We start from the raw sequence: 23,467 nt of genomic DNA on the forward strand, positions 1-23,467 counted from the left end.
TTTTGTCTTTTTTAGCCAGATTATTTCTTACATCATTTTATTTAACTTTCAATAATATAAAAAAATACCGCATCATTTTTCAGATGCGGTATTTTTTAAAGATTCAAGGAAGCAATTAAGCTAAACCTTTCTCTTTTAATACTTGCAACATAGTTGAACCAAGCTCAGCTGGGCTACGAGTGTAAGCCATACCTGCTTTTTCAAATGCAGCGAATTTCTCTTCAGCAGTACCTTGACCACCAGAAATGATCGCACCAGCGTGACCCATACGCTTACCTTTAGGCGCAGTTACACCAGCGATGTAACCTACTACAGGTTTAGTCACGTTAGATTTGATGAATTCAGCAGCTTCTTCTTCCGCTGTACCACCGATCTCACCGATCATGATAATTGCATCAGTATCTGGATCGTCTTGGAACAATTGAAGAGCTTCAATTTGGTTCATACCTGGGATCGGGTCACCACCGATACCGATACAAGTAGACTGACCTAAACCAAGCTTAGTTGTTTGAGCAACAGCTTCATAAGTCAATGTACCTGAACGTGAGATAATACCAATACGACCTGGTTGGTGGATGTGACCAGGCATAATACCGATCTTACATTCACCCGGAGTGATCACGCCTGGGCAGTTAGGGCCAACTAAACGAGTACCGTTACCGTTAGTTTCTAAATAACGTTTTGCTTTAAGCATGTCGATTGTTGGAACACCTTCAGTGATCACAACGATTAGGCCAACACCTGAATCAACCGCTTCAACGATTGAGTCTAAAACGAATGGAGCTGGTACATAGATTACAGATGCATCTGCATTTGTTTCACGTACAGCTTCTTTCATTGTGTTGAATACTGGTAAGTCAAGGTGAGTTGTACCACCTTTACCTGGAGTAACACCACCAACAACTTTTGTACCGTAGTCTAAAGCTTGTGCAGAGTGGAAAGTACCGTTTTTACCAGTAAAACCTTGTACCAATACTTTAGTGTCTTTATTAATTAATACGCTCATGATTGATACTCCCCTTACGCTTTAACTGCAGCTACAACTTTTTCTGCGGCATCAGACAAACCGTTCGCAGAAATTAATTTCAAACCAGATTCATCAAGTAATTTCGCACCTAACTCAGCGTTGTTACCTTCTAAACGAACAACCACTGGAACAGTTACGTTTACTTCTTGAACCGCTGCAATAATTGCTTCAGCAATCATGTCACAACGTACGATACCACCGAAGATGTTGATTAAAACACCTTGTACAGACGTATCAGCAAGAATGATTTTGAACGCTTCGATTACACGCTCTTTAGTTGCGCCGCCACCAACGTCAAGGAAGTTTGCAGGCTGACCACCATAAAGTTTAATGATGTCCATAGTTGCCATTGCAAGACCAGCACCGTTAACCATACAACCGATGTTACCTTCTAAAGCAACATAGTTAAGATCAAATTCAGATGCTTTTAACTCACGCTCATTCTCTTGAGATTTATCACGTAAAGCAGCAACTTTAGGTAAACGGTAAAGCGCGTTAGAGTCGATACCTACTTTCGCATCTACACATAAAATTTCGCCATTTTCACGAACTGAAAGTGGGTTAATTTCAAATAAAGCGAAATCATTTTCAACAAATGCTTGATAAGCAGCTGTCATGATTTTCACGAATTGACCGATTTGTTTGTCTTTCAAACCTAAAGCAAACGCAACTTCACGTGCTTGGAATGGTTGTAAACCAACTAATGGATCAACTTCAACTTTGATAATTTTTTCTGGAGTTTCTTCCGCAACTTTCTCGATTTCTACACCACCTTCTGTAGAAGCCATGAAAGTAATACGACGGCTAGAACGGTCTACAACCGCGCCCAAGTAAAGCTCACGCTCAACTGGATATACGTCTTCAGCAACAATGATGCTGTTTACTGGTTGACCATTTGCATCTGTTTGATACGTTACAAGACGAGTACCAATGATATTGTTTGCAAATTCGATAACATCTTCTTTAGATTTTGCAACTTTAACGCCACCAGCCTTACCACGACCACCAGCATGAACTTGCGCCTTCATTACAGCGAATTTACCACCAAGCTGTTCAAATGCAGCAACTGCTTCGTCTGCATTGGTTGCCAAGATACCTTCTTGTACCGGCATACCATATTCTTTCAATAACGCTTTAGCTTGATACTCATGTAAGTTCATTTAGTTACCTACTTAACTTTGTTTGTTGTCTTCAATTTGCGCAACATTCTCATGTTGTATAAGCAAATTGCTGTCTACGTCTATCAACTTGATGATTTTTTAATCACACCATCGAATGTGAAAAAGAGCGGAGGACCGCTCTTTATTTTATTTACGCTTACGTTGAATCGCGTGAATTGCACGACCATCTACAGCAAGTGCAGCTTCATGAACAACTTCAGAGAATGTTGGGTGACCAAAAGTCATCAACTGAAGATCTTCAACAGAAGATACAAATTCAAGTGCGATCATACCTTGGTGAACGATATCAGATGCCGCAGGCCCAATCACATGCATACCTAATAAACGGTCAGTTTTTGCATCAGCAACAAACTTAACAAAACCTGCACCTTCACCAGCAGCTAAAGCACGACCATTTACAGCAAAACCGAATTGACCAGTTTTTACTTCATGACCTTTTTCTTTAGCTTGCTCTTCAGTTAAACCAACCCACGCCGCTTCAGGGTGTGTATAGATAACAGAAATGATTGTGTCATAGTTTACTTGAGCTGCATGACCATGAATACGTTCAACAGCCATTACGCCCTCTTCCATTGCTTTATGAGCAAGCATTGGACCGCGTACTAAGTCACCAATCGCATATACACCTTCTACAGAAGTTGCACAGTGATCATTTACTTCAACTAAACCACGTTCAGTTAATTTAATACCTGAATCTTCAGCTAATAAACCTTCTGCATAAGCTTTACGGCCAACACAAACGATTAACTTATCAAACGTTTGTTCTTTGTCTTCACCAGCTTGAGTGTATTTAACAGTCACTTCACGACCGTTTACTTCAGTACCAGATACTTTTGCACCAATGCGGATATCTAAACCTTGTTTAGTCAAGATTTTTTGATATTCCTTAGAAAGTGCTTTATCAGCCATTGGCAAGAATGCATCCATTGCTTCAAATACAACAACTTCTGCACCAAGACGACGCCATACTGAACCAAGTTCTAAACCGATTACACCTGCACCAATTACACCTAAACGCTTAGGTACTTCAGGGAAGTTTAATGCGCCAGTTGAATCAACAATAATATCTTGATCTACAGGAGCTACAGGAATATTTACAGGCACAGAACCAGACGCAAGAATTACGTATTTAGGTTCTAAAATTTGAGTTTCACCTTCATGTGGAACAAACTCAACTTTTTTACCACCAAGTAATTTACCTGTACCTTTTAACCACTCGATACCGTTGCCTTTAAGCAATTGATCAATACCGCCAGTTAATTGGTCAACAATTTTGTCTTTACGAGCAAGAAGTTTTGCAAGATCGAAATTCACTTCACCAGTTGTAATACCGTGATCAGCTAAATGATGCACTGTATCTTCATAACGATGAGAAGAATCAAGCAAAGCTTTAGAAGGGATACAACCTACGTTTAAGCAAGTACCACCTAAAGAAGGCTTACCGTTGTGAATACGTTTTTCAATACAAGCGACTTTGAAGCCTAGTTGAGCAGCGCGAATCGCAGCTTCATAACCACCAGGACCACCGCCAATGACAACAAGATCAAATTGTTGAGACATTTTTATCTCCATAAACCAGGATAGAGGATTACTCTACCCTGGTAGGTATTTATTCGAAGAAATTAAAGATCAAGAATGAGTTTAGCTGGTTCTTCTAACAATTCTTTGATTGCTACCAAGAAACCTACAGCTTCTTTACCATCGATCATACGGTGGTCATAAGAAAGCGCTAAGTACATCATTGGCAAGATTTCAACTTGACCATTTACCGCCATAGGACGTTCTTGGATTTTATGCATACCCAAGATACCAGTTTGCGGCTGGTTCAAAATTGGAGTTGAAAGTAATGAACCGAAAGTACCACCGTTAGTGATTGTGAAAGTACCGCCAGTCATTTCTTCGATAGATAATTTACCATCACGTGCTTTAGCAGCGTAAGCAGCAATACCTGCTTCAACTTCTGCATAGCTCATACGGTCAGTATCACGCAATACTGGTACAACAAGACCACGATCAGAAGATACTGCAACACCGATGTCGTAGTAACCGTGATAAACGATATCATCGCCATCAATTGAAGCATTTACAGCTGGGTAGCGTTTAAGCGCTTCAGTTGCTGCTTTAACGAAGAATGACATGAAGCCTAAACGAGCACCATGACGTTTTTCGAAAGCATCTTTATATTGCTTACGTAATTCCATGATTGGCTTCATGTTAACTTCGTTAAATGTAGTTAACATTGCTGTTTCTTGAGTAGCTGCAAGAAGACGCTCAGCTACACGTTTACGTAAACGAGTCATTGGAACGCGTTTTTCGATACGTTCGCCAACAGCAACGCTTAATGGAGTAACGTTAGCAGCTGGTTTAGCTTGATGGTTCGCAACATCTTCTTTAGTGATACGACCACCACGACCAGTACCTTGTACGTCAGAAGCAGCAATGCCAGATTCAGTTAACGCTTTACGTACTGCAGGAGCTTGATCAGATACAGTTTCGTTACGCTCAACAACAGGAGCAGCACCAGCTTGAGTCTGAGCAACTGCTTGTTCTACTGCCGCAGGAGCAGCAGCCGCTGCGCCAGCACCAGCTTCGAATTGAGCAATAACTTCGTCAGAAAGAACTGTATCGCCTTCACCTTTAATGATTGCAACCAAGCTACCATCTGCAGGAGCAACAACTTCTAAAACAACTTTGTCGGTTTCAATATCACAGATTACTTCATCACGTGATACAGGTTCACCCACCTTTTTATGCCAAGTTGCGATGGTTCCATCTGCAACAGACTCTGGGAATACCGGTGCTTTAATTTCGGTTGCCATTATTGAGAATCTCCTGATTGTTCAGCTTCGATTGCCAATGCATCATTAATTAGCTGAGCTTGTTGTTTTGCATGCAAGTACGGTGAGCCACAAGCTGGTGCAGCAGAAGCTTCACGACCTGCAAAACTGATACGGATTTGTTTGCCAGATTTTAAGATATCGTCATATAAACGCGGTGCGATAAACAACCAAGCACCTTGGTTCTTCGGCTCTTCTTGCGCCCAAACGAGTTCTTTCACATTTGGATAAGCAGCCAAGATTTCCGCAAGACGTTGCTCTGGGTATGGATACAACTGTTCAATACGTACAATTGCAACATTAGTTAAGTTTTGTTCACGACGTTTTTCGAGTAAGTCGTAATAAACTTTACCGCCACAAAGTACAAGACGAGTTACATCTGACTTGTTAATTTGATCGATTTCGTCAATTACAGTTTGGAATGAACCATGTGCTAGCTCTTCTAAAGTAGAAGTCGCAAGTTTATGACGAAGTAAAGATTTCGGTGACATTACGATTAATGGCTTACGAATTGGGCGTACAGCCTGACGACGTAATGCATGGAAAATCTGTGCAGGTGTCGTTGGAGTGATCACTTGCATGTTGTCTTCAGCACATAACTGTAAGAAACGTTCTAAACGAGCTGAAGAGTGCTCTGGACCTTGACCCTCGAAACCGTGTGGTAACAACATTGTTAAACCACAAACACGCTCCCACTTAGTCTCACCAGAAGCAATAAACTGGTCAATCACAACTTGAGCACAGTTTACGAAGTCACCAAATTGTGCTTCCCAAATAATCAAGCTCTTAGGAATAGTAGTTGCGTAACCATATTCGAATGCAAGAACTGCTTCTTCTGATAAAAGAGAGTCATAAATCGCAAAACGTGGTTGGTTCTCTTTCACATGGCAAAGAGGAATGTAAGTTGAACCATCAACTTGGTTATGCAATTTTGCATGACGGTGTGAGAAGGTACCACGACCCACGTCTTCACCAGTAATACGAACTAGATAGTCTTCATCTAATAAAGTTGCATAAGCTAAAGTTTCTGCTGCACCCCAGTTCAATGGAGTTTCACCAGTTTGCATTTTCACGCGGTCTTCAATTACTTTTTGAACCTGACGCTGCATTACAAACCCTTCAGGAAGCTTACTCATGCCCTCGCCTAATTCTTTAAGGCGGTTTATGTCAAATGAAGTATCCCAATCGTCTGTATATTCATGGCCCAAATATGGAGTCCAATCTACAAACATTTTAGTGTTCGGTTCAAGAATCAAAGCATTCGCTACATGATTACCCGCTTCTAAATCAGCACGATAATCTTCAACCATTTGGTCAGCTTCAGCACGGTCAAGTACTTTCTCTTGTACCAATTGATCAGCATAAAGTGTACGAGTAGTTGCTTTCTTCGCAATCACTTGATACATCAATGGTTGTGTACCAGATGGCTCATCTGCTTCGTTATGGCCACGACGACGGTAACAGAACAAATCGATGACTACATCTTTACGGAATTCGTGACGGAAATCATGTGCTAATTGAGTAGCAAAGATAACAGCTTCAGGATCATCACCATTTACATGGAAGATAGGAGCCTGAATCATTTTAGCAACGTCTGTACAGTATTCTGTCGAACGCGCATCACGTGGATCAGAAGTTGTGAAACCAACTTGGTTGTTCACAATAATATGAACTGTACCACCAACCGTATAGCCACGAGTTTGTGACATCTGGAAGGTTTCCATGTTCACGCCCTGACCTGCAAATGCAGCATCACCATGAACAATAACTGGTAATACGTCATCACCGCCGATATCTCTACGACGTACTTGACGCGCACGTACAGAACCTTCGACTACAGGACCAACGATTTCTAAGTGAGATGGGTTAAATGCCAATGCCAAGTGAACTTCACCACCTGGAGTCATTACATTACTTGAGAAACCTTGGTGGTATTTAACGTCACCAGAACCTTTCTTATGAAGTGCTTTACCTTCGAACTCACCAAATAAGTCCGCAGGGTTTTTACCCATAATGTTAACAAGAAGGTTCAAACGACCACGGTGTGGCATACCGATAACAACTTCTTTACAACCTACGGCACCAGCACGCTGGATAATCTCATTTACCATAGGAATAAAAGATTCGCCGCCTTCAACACCAAAACGTTTAGCGCCGACGTATTTATTACCGAGATATTTTTCTAAGCCTTCAGCAGCGGTTAAGCGCTCTAAGAAGCCTTTCTTTTGTTCATTTGAGAAATTGAATTTACCACGGGCACTTTCAAGACGTTGTTGAATCCAACGTTTCTCTTTTGTGTCCACGATATGCATATATTCAACACCGATCGAACCACAATAGATTGCTTCCATTGCTTCAATCATCTCAGCAAGCGTTGCTTCGCTTTTACCGATCTCAAGATTGCCTGTGTTGAATACTGTGTCTAAATCTGATTTGGTTAAACCGTGTGCTGAAAGATCTAAATCAGGAATATCTTCACGCTTAGCAAGACCTAACGGATCTAACTTAGCTTTTTGATGTCCGCGATTGCGATAAGCAGCAATGAGTTGTAAAACGCCAATTTGACGACGCTCATGTTCAGTACTTACAGTACTTTGTACAACAGGTTGAACACGATTAGCATTACGTCCTAGTAATAGGAATTGCTCACGCACAGCGCTGTGTGGTTGGTCACCCTTTGGATATTTATCGAAATATTGGCGCCAGTCCTCAGCGACGGAGGTTGGGGAAGTCAGGTACTGCTCGTAAAGTTCTTCAATATACGCTGCACTATCAGCGGAAAGTTCAGTGTCAAGACGCAATGCGTCAGCAACTTCTTGCATTTGTGGACCCATTTCCTATTGCAAAAAATATTACAGGCTGCCTTTTAAGCATACCCATGATGCATAATGTCAAATTGGTAAAAATGACACTACTTACCCAACAGGTCTTCAAGACCATGGGGCGTCATACTACCTAGAGAGAAAACTCCATAGGTAATTAATGAATCACAACGCCCTCAATGGCATCATCACTCACCTTATACTCGATAAAAAACCGAGCAATTTTTTGCAAATCTTTTTAGAAAAATTAACTTTAAAATTAACTTTTCTAAAATGACTTTAACCATAAAAATTAAGCACAGATCTAAGATCGTGCCACTTAATTTAATTTCACTAGTATACGCTTTTTTCACCTATAACTTTGTGGCAAATCGTATCATGTTCTTAACGAACGATTGATTTTTTTGACACATACCATCTATAAATTGGCGAAATACATATCCAATTTTATCTATTAATATATGGTGCTTTATATAAAAACCCTTCTTTTACCGACTAAAGTATAAGACACGTATTATAAAATTAAAAAAAAACGCACATCAAGGATGTGCGTTCTCTATTTGCGCAGAATTAACCCGCTTGATCTAACAACATATTACGGATATGACCGATTGCTTTTGTTGGATTCAAACCTTTAGGACATACTGACACACAGTTCATAATACCTTTACAACGGAACAAACTGAACGGATCGTCAAGACGAGCCAAACGTTCTGCAGTTGCAGTATCACGAGAGTCGATAATAAAACGATATGCATTCAACAACGCTGAAGGACCCAAGAATTTATCAGGGTTCCACCAGAATGATGGGCATGAAGTTGAACAACATGCACAAAGAATACACTCATACAAACCATTTAAGTGTTCACGCTCTTCAGGAGATTGCAAACGCTCTTTAGGTGGAGCAGGTTGGTTATTGATCAAGAATGGCTGAATTTTGTCATACTGATCATAGAATTGGTTCATATCAACAACCAAATCTTTAACAACCGGCAAACCAGGTAATGGACGAATTACGATTTTCTCTGGTAAATCGTTAAGGTTTTGCAAGCAAGCCAAACCATTTTTACCATTGATATTCACACCATCAGAACCACAAATACCTTCACGGCAAGAACGACGGAATGTTAACGTTTCGTCTTGAACCTTCAAAGCAAGCAATGCATCAAGCAACATACGGTGCTTATCAGTCAATTCAAGCTTGAAAGTTTGCATGTACGGCGCTTTATCCTTATCAGGATCATAGCGGTAGATTTCGAATGTACGAGTACCTCTACTCATCTTTATACTCCCGATTAGAATGTACGTGGTGCTGGTGGAATTGGATCAACAGTTAACGGCTTGAAGCGCACTGGCTTATATTCCAAACGGTTATCTGATGAATACCATAAAGTGTGTTTCATCCACTCATCATCACGGCGACCGTATGAATAAGTTGGGTGATCAGCTGGTAATTCATAATCAACTACCGTATGCGCACCACGACATTCTTTACGCGCAGCAGCTGAAATTAATGTAGCTTTTGCAACTTCATATAAGTTTTCAACTTCAAGCGCTTCAACACGTGCAGTGTTAAATACTTTAGATTTATCTTTCAAGTGAATGTTACGCACGCGTGGTTCAAGAGCAAGAATCTCTTTAACACCTTTATCAAGCAATGCTTGAGTACGGAATACACCTGCGTGGTCTTGAACAATATCACGAATTGCATCAGCAACTTCTTGAGCATTTTCGCCAGAAGTTGATTCATCCAATTTACGTACACGAGCTAAAGTTTGCTCTAATACATTTGTTGGAAGCGGTGCATATTCATCACCATGATGCTTAGTTACGTAATCGATAATGTGCTCACCAGCAGCCTTACCAAATACAACCAAGTCAAGAAGTGAGTTAGTACCTAAACGGTTCGCACCATGTACTGATACGCATGAACACTCACCGATTGCATAGAAACCTTTTACAGGTTTAGTGTAGTTGTCTGTACCAGGCTCTGGTAAGCACACTTGACCATGCATATTCGTAGGAATACCACCCATTTGATAATGGATTGTTGGTACTACTGGAATTGGTTCTTTAGTGATGTCGACGTTTGCGAATTTTTTACCAATCTCAAATACAGATGGTAAACGCTTCATAATTGTGTCAGCACCCAAGTGAGTCATATCAAGCAAGATATAATCACCTTTTGGACCACAACCACGACCTTCTTTAATTTCTTGGTCCATAGAACGTGATACGAAGTCACGCGGAGCCAAGTCTTTTAAAGTTGGTGCATAACGTTCCATGAATGGTTCGCCGTCTTTGTTACGAAGGATCGCACCTTCACCACGACAACCTTCAGTCAACAATACGCCTGCGCCCGCAACACCTGTAGGGTGGAATTGCCAGAATTCCATATCTTGTAATGGAATACCAGCACGAGCAGCCATACCAAGACCGTCACCAGTGTTGATATAAGCATTTGTTGATGCACGGTAAACACGACCAGCACCACCAGTTGCAAATAATGTTGCTTTTGCTTGGAATACTGCAATGTTACCAGTTTCTTGGTCAATTGCAGTTACACCGAGTACATCACCTGCTTCGTTACGGATCAAATCAAGAGCGATCCACTCAACGAAGAATTGAGTACCCATTTTCACGTTGCTTTGATAAAGCGTGTGCAATAAAGCGTGACCAGTACGGTCAGCAGCAGCACAAGCACGTGGAACTGGTTTATCACCATAGTTTGCAGAGTGACCACCGAATGGACGTTGGTAAATTGTACCATCAGCGTTACGGTCAAACGGCATACCTAAGTGTTCAAGTTCATAAACAACTTTTGGCGCCTCACGACACATAAACTCGATTGCGTCTTGGTCACCTAACCAGTCAGAACCTTTTACTGTATCGTAAAAGTGGAAATGCCAGTTATCTTCTTGCATGTTACCTAACGACGCACCAATACCGCCCTGAGCAGCAACTGTATGTGAACGTGTTGGGAAAACTTTAGTAAGTACTGCAACTTTCAAACCTGCTTGAGCAAGTTGGTAAGATGCACGCATACCAGAACCACCACCACCAACGATAACAGCATCGAAAGTGAGGTTTTGAATATTTGAATAATCTTCTTTAGGGTTTATCGCGCCCATGATATCTTCCTATCAATTCGCCCAGAAAATCTGGATACCCCAGATTGCGTACACAAACACTGCAATAATGACAGCCGTAGTCAGTACAAGGCGTAAACCTTTCGCTGAAGGACCCATTTGACGAGTAGTGACATAGTCAGTAAAAACCTGCCACATACCAATCCATGCGTGTGCGATAAGCGACAAAATTGCCAATAAAGAGAAAATCTTCATTGGTAATGTCATCATGAAGCCAGCCCATTGTTGATAGTCAAATCCGCCTTTGCAGAGGATCCAACCAAAAAGAACAACAGTATAAGCTGCCAATACCACAGCACTTACACGCTGGATAAACCAATCACGAGAACCTGAACCTGTTAAACCTGTAGCACTTTTCATTAGAACATAATCCATACAAAGGCTGCGATAATGGCTACCACAGTTAAGATCAATGAAATTGTCGCTGCAATACGACCGCTTTGCAGTTCTTCAGCAAAACCTAGATCTGCAAGCAAATGCTTAACCCCAGCAATAAAGTGGAAAATCAAGCCGGCTACAAATACCCACACAACAAAACGTACGAGGATATTTCCAAAAACGACATTTTTAACGTAGTCAAATCCTTCTGGTGAAGATAATGATTTATCTAGAATCCATAAGAGAACTGGTACTAATAAGAAAACGATGACACCTGATAAACGGTGTAAAATTGATGCAATAGCCACGGGTGAGCGTAAATTTACCGCTAACACCTGACCCATGGACAAATTGACAGGTCTGTTGCTTTTCACAGCGGGCATCCTGTAGGTAGAAACTCCGACCGGAGTTTGTTGAATTAATTCCAAGGAAAGCTGGCATTGTTAGGCAAGCACAGCTCATGCCTAACCTATAAACGACACTGAATTATAAAACGCGAAATATCAAAATACAAACAATCGACTTTGGCTTTTCCGCAAAAACTCATCAAATAAGAATCATTCACATAGCCAAACAGCATCCTTTCCTATCCCGAAGTTAAGATTAAACAAAACATGTGCTTGTTTAATCTCATCTTTTATAAAAAATTGCTTTTCTACAGTTTTATTTAAAATAAGTGCATTTTAGACTAAAGATAAAGTTAATAAATCATCAACTCAAGACAAAAATATAAATAAAACTTCTTCTTACTTGCTAATTTTATTCAGTTTTATCTATAAAGAGGGATTATCCGTATTTATATCAAAAGAAATAAAGTGCTACTTGACTGTTAACAATGATCACTATTTTTACAAAAAATGAGTTTTAATTTTTTCTAGACTGTTCAATGAGCTATTTTTTAAACAATTAAACTTAAAAAAAAGACAACTTTTGGAATTATCAAATAGTGATAATGTGACGATTTTTGAATCACAATTTAAAATTACAGCCTGAGTTTTATGATTTTTTTAATCGGATTGGCATTTTATAACGCTCCCCTATTCTTAATTTTTATTTAAAAATTTGCTTACAATTGTACTCACGCTTCATTTTTTTTCTGCACGTTCTTCTTGAATTGACTTATGATACCATCCCGATGCAGTGATTTTACTGACTTTTTTTGCTCGGGTCTTGATGACTAACTCTCTGTGGGAACGTCATTTTTTATCCATAAGTATAATTGACAAAATTTCAGTACTCACTAATCTTATAGCAAATTTTGACACCGTCTGATTCGCACATGAGAAAATTAGGATTTCGAGTCAGATAATCATTCACCAGGACAGGAGATCTATTGAATGTCTGAAGCAACTGGCAAAAAAGCCGTATTACATCTTGATGGCAAAGAAATTGAATTACCAATTTACAGTGGCACATTAGGTCCCGATGTAATCGACGTTAAAGATGTATTGGCCTCAGGTCACTTTACTTTTGATCCTGGTTTTATGGCGACAGCTTCATGCGAGTCTAAAATCACATTTATCGATGGTGACAAAGGTATTTTATTACACCGCGGTTACCCGATTGACCAGTTAGCGACTCAAGCAGACTACCTTGAAACTTGTTATTTATTATTAAATGGCGAGTTACCAACTGCTGAACAAAAAGTTGAGTTCGATGCGAAAGTTCGTGCTCATACTATGGTTCATGATCAAGTTAGCCGTTTCTTCAATGGTTTCCGTCGTGATGCTCACCCTATGGCAATCATGGTTGGTGTAGTAGGCGCATTATCTGCTTTCTATCACAACAACCTTGACATTGAAGACATCAACCACCGCGAAATTACTGCGATTCGTTTGATTGCTAAAATTCCAACGCTTGCTGCTTGGAGCTACAAATATACTGTAGGTCAGCCATTCATCTATCCACGTAATGACTTAAATTACGCGGAAAACTTCTTACACATGATGTTTGCAACTCCTGCAGACCGTGACTACAAAGTAAACCCTGTTCTTGCTCGTGCAATGGATCGTATCTTTACGCTTCACGCTGACCACGAACAAAACGCGTCTACTTCTACAGTTCGTCTTGCTGGTTCTACTGGTGCGAATCCATATGCGTGTATCTCTGCTGGTATCTCTGCTCTTTGGGGTCCTGCACACGGTGGCGCGAACGAAGCAGTTCTTAAAATGCTTGATGAAATCGGTAGCGTTGAAAATGTTGCTGAGTTCATGGAAAAAGTTAAACGCAAAGAAGTTAAACTTATGGGCTTCGGTCACCGCGTTTACAAAAACTTCGACCCACGTGCTAAAGTGATGAAGCAAACTTGTGACGAAGTTCTTGAAGCATTAGGTATCAATGATCCTCAATTAGCGCTTGCTATGGAACTTGAACGTATTGCATTGAACGACCCGTACTTTGTTGAACGTAAACTTTACCCTAACGTAGACTTCTACTCTGGTATCATCCTTAAAGCGATTGGTATCCCAACAGAAATGTTTACTGTTATCTTCGCTCTTGCACGTACAGTTGGTTGGATCAGCCACTGGTTAGAAATGCACAGCGGTCCTTACAAAATTGGTCGTCCTCGTCAGCTTTACACTGGTGAAGTGCAACGTGACATCAAGCGTTAATATTCGAAAGAACATTAATGTAAAAAAGCTGCCTAATGGCAGCTTTTTTTATAAATAAGTTTTTAAAAGTTATTCTTCTTCAAACATATTTAATAAGTGATGACTAATACCATCAGCTCTTAACCAAGCCAACTCATAACTCGCTTTAGCCAAAGCTAAAATACGTCTTTCAAACTCAGTCCATACTTCTTTAACTTGCGCTTCTGAAATCCCCAAACCACTCTCATGAGCTAAATGCTTATTCTTTTCACATATTTTTAAGGCATGGTAGAGTTTACGCCCTTTACTCGCCCCTTCCATTAACCTGACACGTTTACCTAATATAAATCCTTCTACATGCTGTAGATTCGCCTGCGGCAACATAGGTACCAAAATCTGATCCAATTGATCATCTAAACGCTTCCAGACAGCTAAACGCTGCTCTGCCGTATAGGTATTCCATTGAATTACTTCATGGTTAAAGCGGCGACAACCACGACATACCTGATCACCAAAAACTGTTGAACAACGCCCTGCACATGGGGTGAGAGAGAGCATTCGATGATCACTACTCAAAACAGACTCCTTAAATAAACCATATACTTTTTATGGTTTTCTCGCTTATTACGAATTTTCGCGCTAAAATATGCGCCTTAAATTTCTATCTTAATACATTTGGAGTTTTCCATGAACGCTACTGTAGAACAGCTTGCACCTGTAGAACAGCAAGCGACCGCGGGTTGGGTTGTTGCAGCACTATATCAATTTAAAGAAGTTCAAGATCCAGCTGATCTTCAACAACGTCTTTTAGACTTAGTGAAAACAATTAACCTTTGCGGAACTCTGATTGTAGCAGGTGAAGGAATTAATGGTACTGTTGCTGGGGACCGTGAAGCAATTGATACAATTCATCAATTTTTGTTAAACGAAGGTTTTAACGCTATGGAATATAAAGAATCCCATAGTTCTGACAAACCCTTCCGTAAAATGAAAATCAAGCTTAAAAAAGAAATCGTGACTTTAGGCGTTGAAGTAAAACCTCGTGATTTAGTGGGTCACTATCTTGATCCTAAAGAATGGAATGAGCTTATTGCACGTGATGATGTGATTCTAATCGACACACGTAATGATTATGAATATAAAGCCGGAACTTTCAAAGGTGCGATTGATCCAAAAACAGAAACTTTCCGCGAATTTCCTGAATATGTAAAAAAAGAGTTAGAACAACATAAAGATAAGAAAATCGCGATGTTCTGTACGGGTGGTATTCGCTGCGAAAAATCAACTTCTTTACTTCTTCAAGAGGGCTTTAAAGAGGTTTACCACCTTAAAGGCGGTATTCTTAAATATTTAGAAGAAACTCCTCCTGATGAAAGCCTTTGGGAAGGTGAATGTTTCGTATTTGATGGACGTACTGCTGTAACTCATGGTGTTGAAGAAGGTGCAAACATTAAATGTCATGCTTGTGGCTGGCCTTTAACTCCTGAAGAGTCTGCGCTACCAAGCTATGAACATGGTGTTTCTTGCTTGTATTGTATTGATAAAACCACTGAAAAACAAAAAGCTGGTTTCCGTATGCGCCAATCACAAATTGCTGCCGCTAAACGTAAACGTCTATAAGATTTAAAAGAATTTTTCAAAAGGCATTTAGTTTTCTAAATGCCTTTTTTAATTCATATAGATAAATTCTGACAATAAAAAACGCCCTAGAAAGGACGTTATTTATTATTTCTTCTAATAAATTAATTTGGAGTATGGTACATCAAATATAACTCATTCAAATTATCTGGGATTTCTTCTGCCAGTTCATCCATTAACTGTCCATTGCGACGGAAAGATTCCATCTGTGGATCTTCTTCATCAATTCCACTAAAAACCATGATCGGTAAAGTCAAATCAACCAATTGTTCTTCGTACTCAGGAGCAAACCACGCCTCTTCGTTTAAGAACATTGCATCAACAAACCCTACACTCCAATCGCCTAGGCTTGATTCAACGTCAGCTTCTTCAACTTCAAATGGAAATTCAATCCCATTTTCATTTGCTAAATCTTGACGAATCGACTCTAGCCAAACCTTGATTTGTTGAATAATTTCAGCCGGAACCTTTTTCTGGTTACCTTCGAACAATTCATCTAACCAACGGTCAAACTGAGGGCCTACTGCAATTGCACACAAAAATCCATGAGTTGCAGCAAAGTCTAGACCATACTCATTGTGGTCTCCATCTAGATATTCACTTAATTGGTCTAAATCTAATGCACTCATTGTGTGTTACCTGACTTTAAAAAGAAATTGACGATAGCATAGCACTTAAGCTGACGATGCCCTATTTAGTTTTGATTAGTCTTCGTCATCAAGATCATCATCGTCTAAATCATAATCGAAATCTTTTAACTCACGCTCTAAACGGCGCTGTGCCAATAGATCATCAATTAATCTACGTTTTTCCAACGATTCTTTTGCACTGATTTTGCCTGATGACTCATCAAAACCGACATCATCATCATCGCCGTAGTTATCATCTAGTTCAAAATCTGTAGAAGACACTAAAACTACCTCATAATGAAAAAATGTGAATGGGTCTAGCCGCTATTTATCTGTCTTACTTTTCCTTGTCAAGTTTTATTTATATTTTTTTCATTTAATTGCTCATTTGTACTTTTTTTCACCCAAAAAATTGTGTATTTATAAAACAGAACAGTCTTTTGATAAGCGAAGATTTCTACAAATTTTTCTATGATTTAACCTTGAAAAAAATGATTTTAGCCCAATATTCAAAAAATAGTCGTGAATTCAAAGATATTTTTTATTTAACGGTCACCGATCAAAGCCCAAACATTTCAAGCAAATTGTGCTATCATGCACGGTTTTTCACTGCCACAGATTCAACAAAGAGTAAGCAAAGATGAGCGATATGCATTCCCCTACTTCTCAAGTAGCGGCTCTGATTAGCCGAGGCAAAGAACAAGGTTACTTAACTTACGCTGAGGTTAACGATCATCTGCCGGACTCGATTACTGAAAGCGAACAGATTGAAGACATCATCCAGATGCTTCAAGACGTTGGTATTCCTGTACACGAGCGTGCACCTGAATCTGACGATACCATGTTCGGCGAATCAGCTGATGCAACTGATGAAGTTGCTGAAGAAGAAGCTGCTGCCGTACTTGCATCTGTTGAAAATGAGCCTGGACGTACGACAGACCCTGTACGTATGTACATGCGTGAAATGGGTACAGTAGAACTGTTAACCCGTGAAGGTGAAATCAGCATTGCTAAACGTATTGAAGAAGGCATTCGTGATGTCTTGAACTCAATCGCTTACTGGCCAAATGCTGTTGAAGTTGTATTAAAAGAATATAATGATTTTTTAACTGGCGAACGCCGTCTTGCCGATATCTTATCTGGTTATTTAGACCCTGAAACTGACGAAGATATTCCGGAAGTTTTAGAAGATGTTGAAGAGCTTGAGGAAGAAGACGAATCATCTACAAAGTCAACGAAAGAAGTTAAGCTTGATGATGACGATGAAGAAGAAGAGTCTGAAGGTGATGATGATTCTGAAGGTGATTCAGGTCCAGACCCTGAAGTTGCAAAAGTTCGTTTTGCTGAATTAGAAGCTGCATGGGCTCAAACTAAAGCTGTCATCGAAAAACATGGCCGTAATAGCCCTGAAGCAAATGAAGCTCTGGAGTCTTTAGCAACTGTATTTATGATGTTTAAATTTACTCCACGTTTATTTGACATCATTTCAGAAATGATTCGCGGAACTCATGAACAAATTCGTGCCAATGAACGTGAAATTATGCGTTATGCAGTACGTCGTGGTCGTATGGACCGTAACCAGTTCCGTACATCTTTCCCGAAACAGGAATCTAATCCTGCTTGGTTAGATGAACAAATTGCTAAAGCTCCAGCTGAAATCAAGGCTCACTTGGAAAAAGTTCGTCCTGATGTTTTAGCCTTCCAGCAAAAAATTGCAGATATCGAAAAAGAGCTTGGCCTAAACGTTAGTGAAATTAAAGATATTTCTAAACGTATGGCAATTGGTGAAGCCAAAGCTCGTCGTGCGAAAAAAGAAATGGTAGAGGCCAACCTTCGTTTGGTAATTTCGATTGCGAAAAAATATACCAATCGTGGTTTACAGTTCCTTGACTTGATTCAAGAAGGGAACATTGGTTTGATGAAAGCCGTAGACAAGTTTGAATATCGTCGTGGTTATAAATTCTCAACTTATGCGACTTGGTGGATTCGTCAGGCAATTACCCGTTCTATTGCCGATCAGGCCCGTACAATTCGTATTCCTGTACACATGATTGAAACGATTAACAAAATTAACCGTGTATCGCGTCAATTATTACAGGAAATGGGCCGTGAACCTACTCCTGAAGAGTTAGGCGAACGCTTAGAAATGGATGAGGTTAAAGTTCGTAAGGTTCTTAAAATTGCGAAAGAGCCAATTTCAATGGAAACTCCAATCGGTGATGATGAAGATTCGCATCTTGGGGATTTTATTGAAGACCAGAACATCACTTCTCCAATTGATGCTGCGACTTCAGAAGGCTTAAAAGAAGCAACTCGTGAAGTTTTAGAAAACTTAACTGAACGTGAAGCAAAAGTATTGAAGATGCGTTTTGGTATTGATATGCCAACCGATCATACTTTAGAAGAAGTAGGTAAGCAGTTTGATGTAACACGTGAGCGTATTCGTCAGATTGAAGCGAAAGCATTGCGTAAATTACGTCACCCTTCTCGTTCTGAACACTTGCGTTCTTTCCTAGAGAATGACTAATTTTTGAAATCTTGAAATTTCGAGACTAGTCCCCATTTAATAGAAAGAGCTATAAACGCCTGCGATGATGCAGGCGTTTCACATGATGAGGTTACTTATGTTAGACCGCACTCCATCTCGCGAACTCCGTGAAGACCTTTGGGTATTTCCAATGGACTATCCAATTAAACTCATTGGCGATGCGGGTGAAGAATTACGTATAGCTGTCGTTGATATTCTAGTGAAACATTTTCCTGACTTTGACCAAACAACGTTAAAAGTACAAGAATCACGTACAGGCAAATACCATTCATTAACCGCGCAATTACGCTTTGATGAATTGGAACAAGTGCATGCTTTATATGCAGACTTGGCTGCTTGTCCGCAAATAAGAACTGCGCTTTAATTTTAAAATGCCATGACAAATTTAATGTCATGGCATTTTTATTTATACCAATCTTTATAGAAATAATTACAAATATTTAGAACCGCTTAAGCAAAATACTTTAAACTCATCAAAAGCATACTCTCATAATTTAAAGTTGAGAGACTTCCCTTCTGTTAAGTACCATGCACAGGAAAATGTTTAATGAGCCTTGATAAACCCACTTTGATTATTCGTCAGTGGAACGATTTACAAGATTATCAAAGCAAATTCGAATCGATGAAGAACCTGACCAATCAACGTGATGAAAATACAGCAGACGAGCTGTGGTTACTCCAGCATCATGAAGTACTAACTCAAGGTCAGGCTGGAAAACCAGAACATATTCTGATTCCATCAAACATTCCTGTGGTACAAACCGACCGTGGTGGACAAGTGACATGGCATGGTCCTGGTCAACTCGTCGCTTACTTTATGTTTGACCTTAATCGACTGAAATGGAATGTACGCACATTGGTCAGTTTTGCTGAACAATTTATGATAGATGTTTTAAAGAAATATAACATTGCAGCATATGCAAAACCTGATGCACCAGGCGTTTATGTGGATGGCAGAAAGATTGGTTCATTAGGCTTCAAAATTCGCCGTGGACGTAGTTATCACGGTTTAGCCCTAAACTTGGACTGTGCTCTAACTGGTTTTCAAACCATCAACCCTTGTGGTTATGCAGGGCTAGAAATGGTCCGCATACAAGATTTAGTGACTCCATATCCATCATTTGAACAACTTTGTCAGGACTTTATTGAGTATATTAAAGCGACTGGGTACTTTAATGACCCAGAAGTCAAAATTGAATAAATGATTTTGAGATGGAATAAAAATATATTAGAGTAATTACTCTAAATTTGCTTTTGCATAATTTTAAGAAGGGATAGCAAGTGATTTCGACAAAAGCTGTAAAGCCCACTCTGCAACTTGCCTACGTTAAGCTCATGATGGACGTTGTTGGTCGAGGCTTAGTCATGGCGAGTCAAGTAGATAGTGAAATACAAGAGGAAGTGTCTAAATTTCCTGTTCACTTTGTACTTTCAATGAATGTCTTCCCAAATGGACCAGCATTTTTTGCACGAGTGACAGAAGATAAACAATTAGAACTGCTGAAAAGAGCGGAAAAAAAGCCTGATTTAACCATTACGTTTAAGCATGTAACTCATGCTTTTTTGGTTTTCTCTTTTCAGGAAAGTACTGCTCAAGCCTTTGCAAATGACCGTATGATTGCTGATGGTGATGTATCCGCAGCAATTCGTTTAGTCCGCTGCCTCAATAAAATGGAGTCTCTCATTTTACCGAAATTGGTGGCTTCACTCGCTGTTAAAGAATACCCAACTGAACTTACCCTAAAAGAAAAATTCAACCAAGCTGCAAATATTTATTTAAAAGTAGCTAAGTCTTACTTCAAGCGGAGCGCATAACATGGCTAAACCATATTACGAATTCTTTTGTCCTGTAAAAGTCATTGCCGGTAATGCTGCTTTAGAACATATTCCGTTTGAACTTGCGACTTTAGGTGCAAAACGCCCTCTTATCATTACCGATAAAGGTGTTCGTGCAAATGGCTTGTTAAACCCTATTGAAGCTGCTTTTAGCACAACTGATGCAGTCATTGGTCATGTTTTTGATGATGTTCCACCAGACTCAAGTCTTGAAGTTGTTCGACTTGCCGCGGAAGCTTATCGTACAAATAAATGTGATGCGATTATTGCTGTGGGCGGTGGTTCTGTTATCGATACCTCTAAAGCAACTAACATTTTAGTATCAGAAGGTGGAGATGATCTCCTTCAATATTCTGGTGCACACAACCTACCAAAACCATTAAAACCATTTTTCGTCATCCCGACTACATCAGGTACGGGATCTGAAGTGACCATGGTTGCTGTTGTATCTGATACACAAAAGAATGTTAAATTGGCATTTGCTTCATATTACTTAATGCCACATGCTGCGATTTTAGATCCACGCATGACATTAACTTTACCACCTCACTTAACTGCAATGACGGGCATGGATGCATTAACACATTGTGTTGAAGCATACACCTGTATGGCAGCCAACCCGCTTAGCGATGCCTATGCAAGTGCAGGTATTAAAAAAATTAGCGAAAATCTATTTAATGTCTTAGAAAATCCAAATGACTCACAAGGTCGTTTAGAACTTGCACAAGCTTCTACAATGGCAGGTATCGCATTCTCTAACTCGATGGTAGGCCTTGTACACTCATTAGGACATGCATTAGGTGCAGTTGCTCACCTGCCCCACGGGCTGTGCATGAACTTATTCTTACCTTATGTGCTTGAGTACAATAAACAAGTCAATGGTCAGAAAATTGGCGAGTTGCTATTACCACTTGCAGGTGCCGATATTTATGCCCAGACTCCTGCTACTCAGCGTGCAGACAGAGCAATCGCAACTATTTTAGCAATGCGTGATCGTTTATTTAGCTTAACCAAATTACCACGTACCTTACGTGAAACAGGTAAAGTTACTGAAGCACAGCTTGATGAAGTGGCAGAGAAAGCACTAAATGATGGCTCAATTATTTATAATCCTAAAGAAGCAAGCTTAAAAGATCTACGAGAGATCTTACAAAAAGCTTGGTAAGTTAAGATTTAGATATCTAAAGCAAAAAGCTAAAGGTCTGATTTTTATGATAAATCAGACCTTTTTTATATCTATGAATTTTTATTCATCATTTTCTTTGGAAATATGGCAAAAAATTTGCTAAAAAATCCACGAAAGTACTGACAATTTGCATCAATTTAGGATAGATTGGCGCACTTTATCTTTTATGTAGGGGGGATCGTTCGTCTCAAACGATCCTTAACACCAAGCTGATCCTTGATCAACGATTATGAGGATAACGCCGTTGACAAACTTATCTGGGACTAAACCAACAGCTAAACTTCAAAAGAATCTTGTGCTTTGGCACATCATTATTATTGGTTTAGCTTATATTCAGCCATTAACTTTATTTGATACTTTTGGTTTAGTATCAGAACGAAGTGGTGGACATGTACCTACTTCTTATATCTTTGCCTTAGTTGCAATTTTATTGACGTCGATCAGTTATGGACACATGATCAAACGCTATCCTTCTTCAGGATCAGCATATACCTACGCCCAAAAGTCAATTCACCCTAATGTTGGTTTTATGGTGGGTTGGTCATCTTGGCTAGACTATCTACTTTCACCACTCGTCAATATCATTTTGGCCGATATTTATTTAAGAGCTTTGTTTCCAGAAGTAAATAATTGGCTATGGGTTATTGGCTTAACTGCATTAATGACTGTGATTAACTTATTTGGCGCACGCTTTGTCGCGCGTTTTAACAGTACAATTGTGGTTATTCAACTTGGTGTTATTTTTTACTTTGTTTATCAAGTATATATTCTCCTTACCCAAGGCGTATATGCTGATGGTACGCTTAATCCCGATAAAGCCGAATTATGGTCATTAACTCCTTTTTGGAATGATATGACTTCTATTAGTGCTTTGATTGGTGGTGCAACAGTACTGTGCTTTTCTTTTACAGGTTTTGATGCTTTATCTTCACTTGCAGAAGAAACTAAAGATGCTGAAAAAACGCTTCCAAAAGCGATTTTCTCAACAGCATTGCTTGCAGGTATTATTTTTATTGTAAGCACTTACTTTATCCAGTTGTATTTCCCTAGCAACCCAAACATCTATTTTAAACCGTTAGATGAATCACAACCTGTTATGGTTGCAGCAATTGGCAGCATTGCATTTAAAACATTAGTTTTATATTTTGCTGTAGTTGCAGTAATGGCATCCGGTATTTCAGCACATGCTGGTGTATCTCGCTTAATGTATGTAATGGGCCGTGATGGGGTTATCAATAAAAAGCTGTTTGGTCATATTAGCCCAAGATTGCATACTCCGACTTACAATATTCTTATTGTTGGTGTAGTTGCATTATCTGCTGGCTTTTTAGACCTTGAACATATTGTTAACTTAATTAGTTTCGGAGCCTTAACTGCTTTTAGTTTTGTAAACTTCTCGGTGATTTCGCGCTACGCGCTGAGAGATGGTAAAAACAAATCTATCAAAGATATTATTAATTACATTATTGTACCAACGCTTGGCTTTGCTAGTGTGTTCTTAATGTGGTTAGAAATTGACAAGCTTGCTTTGCAAATTGGCTTAGCTTGGGCAGTGTTTGGGGTAGGTTATCTTGCCTATAAAACCAAAGGCTTTAAATATAATGCTCCTCAACATAATGAGCATGAATAATAAAAAAGGCGCTTA

General features: G+C 39.6%; 20 protein-coding genes and 1 pseudogene. 8 read left to right on the top strand and 13 right to left on the bottom strand.

Translation table 11 applies throughout. The features are described from left to right. Window positions 1-115: 115 nt before the first annotated feature. From sucD to sdhC, 10 genes and pseudogenes are all read right to left on the bottom strand, one after another. The gene (sucD, locus tag EGT34_RS07150; protein ID WP_000114637.1) at window positions 116-1,006 is read right to left on the bottom strand and encodes a succinate--CoA ligase subunit alpha; all 891 of its coding nucleotides are present in this window, start codon (window positions 1,004-1,006) and stop codon (window positions 116-118) included. 14 nt (window positions 1,007-1,020) lie between these two features. Continuing rightward, on the bottom strand, window positions 1,021-2,187 hold the full coding sequence (sucC, locus tag EGT34_RS07155) for an ADP-forming succinate--CoA ligase subunit beta (protein ID WP_001048573.1): 1,167 nt from the start codon (window positions 2,185-2,187) through the stop codon (window positions 1,021-1,023). Window positions 2,188-2,334: 147 nt separating this feature from the next. Further along, on the bottom strand, window positions 2,335-3,768 hold the full coding sequence (gene lpdA / locus EGT34_RS07160) for a dihydrolipoyl dehydrogenase (RefSeq protein WP_000082616.1): 1,434 nt from the start codon (window positions 3,766-3,768) through the stop codon (window positions 2,335-2,337). A gap of 62 nt (window positions 3,769-3,830) precedes the next feature. Beyond that, the gene (gene odhB, locus EGT34_RS07165) at window positions 3,831-5,027 is read right to left on the bottom strand and encodes a 2-oxoglutarate dehydrogenase complex dihydrolipoyllysine-residue succinyltransferase (RefSeq protein WP_000179879.1); all 1,197 of its coding nucleotides are present in this window, start codon (window positions 5,025-5,027) and stop codon (window positions 3,831-3,833) included. Then, the gene (locus EGT34_RS07170) at window positions 5,027-7,867 is read right to left on the bottom strand and encodes a 2-oxoglutarate dehydrogenase E1 component (RefSeq protein ID WP_001984866.1); all 2,841 of its coding nucleotides are present in this window, start codon (window positions 7,865-7,867) and stop codon (window positions 5,027-5,029) included. The genes odhB and EGT34_RS07170 overlap by 1 nt, the downstream gene beginning before the upstream one ends. A 157-nt stretch (window positions 7,868-8,024) precedes the next feature. Then, window positions 8,025-8,154, bottom strand: a pseudogene (locus EGT34_RS07180) (hypothetical protein). Window positions 8,155-8,437: 283 nt separating this feature from the next. After that, a complete protein-coding gene (locus tag EGT34_RS07185) occupies window positions 8,438-9,148 on the bottom strand; it encodes a succinate dehydrogenase iron-sulfur subunit (RefSeq protein WP_000086385.1) in 711 nt (236 codons plus the stop codon). A 14-nt stretch (window positions 9,149-9,162) separates the two neighbouring features. Next, window positions 9,163-10,998: a succinate dehydrogenase flavoprotein subunit gene (gene sdhA / locus EGT34_RS07190; protein ID WP_000500957.1), complete on the bottom strand. Its 1,836-nt coding sequence runs from the start codon at window positions 10,996-10,998 to the stop codon at window positions 9,163-9,165. A 12-nt stretch (window positions 10,999-11,010) separates the two neighbouring features. Further along, window positions 11,011-11,376, bottom strand: a complete 366-nt coding sequence (sdhD, locus tag EGT34_RS07195; RefSeq protein ID WP_000833672.1) for a succinate dehydrogenase, hydrophobic membrane anchor protein — start codon at window positions 11,374-11,376, stop codon at window positions 11,011-11,013. After that, the gene (gene sdhC, locus EGT34_RS07200) at window positions 11,376-11,777 is read right to left on the bottom strand and encodes a succinate dehydrogenase, cytochrome b556 subunit (RefSeq protein ID WP_086242008.1); all 402 of its coding nucleotides are present in this window, start codon (window positions 11,775-11,777) and stop codon (window positions 11,376-11,378) included. Before sdhC ends, sdhD begins: the two co-directional genes overlap by 1 nt. Window positions 11,778-12,731: 954 nt before the next feature. On the opposite strand from sdhC, the gene gltA reads away from it, so the two are divergent. Then, entirely contained in the window at window positions 12,732-14,006 is a 1,275-nt protein-coding gene (gene gltA, locus EGT34_RS07205; RefSeq protein ID WP_001287579.1) for a citrate synthase, read from the top strand. Window positions 14,007-14,075: 69 nt separating this feature from the next. Here gltA and EGT34_RS07210 read toward each other — a convergent pair whose 3' ends face one another. Next, window positions 14,076-14,561: a DUF1289 domain-containing protein gene (locus EGT34_RS07210; RefSeq protein WP_001981983.1), complete on the bottom strand. Its 486-nt coding sequence runs from the start codon at window positions 14,559-14,561 to the stop codon at window positions 14,076-14,078. A 111-nt stretch (window positions 14,562-14,672) separates the two neighbouring features. Here EGT34_RS07210 and EGT34_RS07215 point away from each other — a divergent pair, with 111 nt between their 5' ends. Next, window positions 14,673-15,605: a rhodanese-related sulfurtransferase gene (locus EGT34_RS07215; protein WP_000994655.1), complete on the top strand. Its 933-nt coding sequence runs from the start codon at window positions 14,673-14,675 to the stop codon at window positions 15,603-15,605. Between the two features lie 122 nt (window positions 15,606-15,727). Here EGT34_RS07215 and EGT34_RS07220 read toward each other — a convergent pair whose 3' ends face one another. Together EGT34_RS07220 and EGT34_RS07225 are read right to left on the bottom strand one after the other, a co-directional pair. Continuing rightward, entirely contained in the window at window positions 15,728-16,252 is a 525-nt protein-coding gene (locus EGT34_RS07220; RefSeq protein ID WP_001274941.1) for a YecA family protein, read from the bottom strand. A 75-nt stretch (window positions 16,253-16,327) separates the two neighbouring features. Continuing rightward, entirely contained in the window at window positions 16,328-16,534 is a 207-nt protein-coding gene (locus tag EGT34_RS07225; RefSeq protein ID WP_000099358.1) for a PA3496 family putative envelope integrity protein, read from the bottom strand. A gap of 358 nt (window positions 16,535-16,892) precedes the next feature. Here EGT34_RS07225 and rpoD point away from each other — a divergent pair, with 358 nt between their 5' ends. The 6 genes from rpoD (at window position 16,893) to EGT34_RS07255 (ending at window position 23,452) form a co-directional block, all read left to right on the top strand. Then, window positions 16,893-18,779 carry an RNA polymerase sigma factor RpoD gene (rpoD, locus tag EGT34_RS07230; protein WP_001281941.1) on the top strand — a complete coding sequence of 629 codons (1,887 nt, stop codon included), beginning with the start codon at window positions 16,893-16,895 and terminating at the stop codon, window positions 18,777-18,779. Between the two features lie 97 nt (window positions 18,780-18,876). Continuing rightward, complete coding sequence (locus EGT34_RS07235; RefSeq protein ID WP_000887099.1) at window positions 18,877-19,164, top strand: YbeD family protein; 288 nt, start codon at window positions 18,877-18,879, stop codon at window positions 19,162-19,164. 183 nt (window positions 19,165-19,347) lie between these two features. Beyond that, on the top strand, window positions 19,348-20,001 hold the full coding sequence (gene lipB / locus EGT34_RS07240; protein ID WP_000050854.1) for a lipoyl(octanoyl) transferase LipB: 654 nt from the start codon (window positions 19,348-19,350) through the stop codon (window positions 19,999-20,001). 80 nt (window positions 20,002-20,081) lie between these two features. Then, a complete protein-coding gene (locus tag EGT34_RS07245; RefSeq protein ID WP_000626048.1) occupies window positions 20,082-20,615 on the top strand; it encodes a hypothetical protein in 534 nt (177 codons plus the stop codon). A 1-nt stretch (window position 20,616) separates the two neighbouring features. Then, entirely contained in the window at window positions 20,617-21,801 is a 1,185-nt protein-coding gene (locus EGT34_RS07250) for an iron-containing alcohol dehydrogenase (RefSeq protein WP_001118410.1), read from the top strand. 265 nt (window positions 21,802-22,066) lie between these two features. Continuing rightward, a complete protein-coding gene (locus EGT34_RS07255) occupies window positions 22,067-23,452 on the top strand; it encodes an APC family permease (RefSeq protein ID WP_000183443.1) in 1,386 nt (461 codons plus the stop codon). The last annotated feature ends 15 nt before the right edge of the window (window positions 23,453-23,467 follow it).

Origin of the sequence: Acinetobacter sp. FDAARGOS_558, assembly GCF_003937785.1 — a bacterium.
In the GTDB taxonomy this organism is placed as follows: Bacteria; Pseudomonadota; Gammaproteobacteria; order Pseudomonadales; family Moraxellaceae; genus Acinetobacter; species Acinetobacter baumannii.

What these genes read in the sequence shown, in the direction of transcription:
- sucD (WP_000114637.1), bottom strand. Translation starts at nt 1,006, where the DNA reads ATGAGCGTATTAATTAATAAAGACACTAAAGTATTGGTACAAGGTTTT.
- EGT34_RS07215 (WP_000994655.1), top strand. Translation starts at nt 14,673, where the DNA reads ATGAACGCTACTGTAGAACAGCTTGCACCTGTAGAACAGCAAGCGACC.
- EGT34_RS07250 (WP_001118410.1), top strand. Translation starts at nt 20,617, where the DNA reads ATGGCTAAACCATATTACGAATTCTTTTGTCCTGTAAAAGTCATTGCC.
- EGT34_RS07220 (WP_001274941.1), bottom strand. Translation starts at nt 16,252, where the DNA reads ATGAGTGCATTAGATTTAGACCAATTAAGTGAATATCTAGATGGAGAC.
- sucC (WP_001048573.1), bottom strand. Translation starts at nt 2,187, where the DNA reads ATGAACTTACATGAGTATCAAGCTAAAGCGTTATTGAAAGAATATGGT.
- EGT34_RS07235 (WP_000887099.1), top strand. Translation starts at nt 18,877, where the DNA reads ATGTTAGACCGCACTCCATCTCGCGAACTCCGTGAAGACCTTTGGGTA.
- EGT34_RS07170 (WP_001984866.1), bottom strand. Translation starts at nt 7,867, where the DNA reads ATGCAAGAAGTTGCTGACGCATTGCGTCTTGACACTGAACTTTCCGCT.
- gltA (WP_001287579.1), top strand. Translation starts at nt 12,732, where the DNA reads ATGTCTGAAGCAACTGGCAAAAAAGCCGTATTACATCTTGATGGCAAA.
- lpdA (WP_000082616.1), bottom strand. Translation starts at nt 3,768, where the DNA reads ATGTCTCAACAATTTGATCTTGTTGTCATTGGCGGTGGTCCTGGTGGT.
- sdhC (WP_086242008.1), bottom strand. Translation starts at nt 11,777, where the DNA reads ATGCCCGCTGTGAAAAGCAACAGACCTGTCAATTTGTCCATGGGTCAG.
- lipB (WP_000050854.1), top strand. Translation starts at nt 19,348, where the DNA reads ATGAGCCTTGATAAACCCACTTTGATTATTCGTCAGTGGAACGATTTA.
- rpoD (WP_001281941.1), top strand. Translation starts at nt 16,893, where the DNA reads ATGAGCGATATGCATTCCCCTACTTCTCAAGTAGCGGCTCTGATTAGC.
- sdhA (WP_000500957.1), bottom strand. Translation starts at nt 10,998, where the DNA reads ATGGGCGCGATAAACCCTAAAGAAGATTATTCAAATATTCAAAACCTC.
- odhB (WP_000179879.1), bottom strand. Translation starts at nt 5,027, where the DNA reads ATGGCAACCGAAATTAAAGCACCGGTATTCCCAGAGTCTGTTGCAGAT.
- EGT34_RS07185 (WP_000086385.1), bottom strand. Translation starts at nt 9,148, where the DNA reads ATGAGTAGAGGTACTCGTACATTCGAAATCTACCGCTATGATCCTGAT.
- sdhD (WP_000833672.1), bottom strand. Translation starts at nt 11,376, where the DNA reads ATGAAAAGTGCTACAGGTTTAACAGGTTCAGGTTCTCGTGATTGGTTT.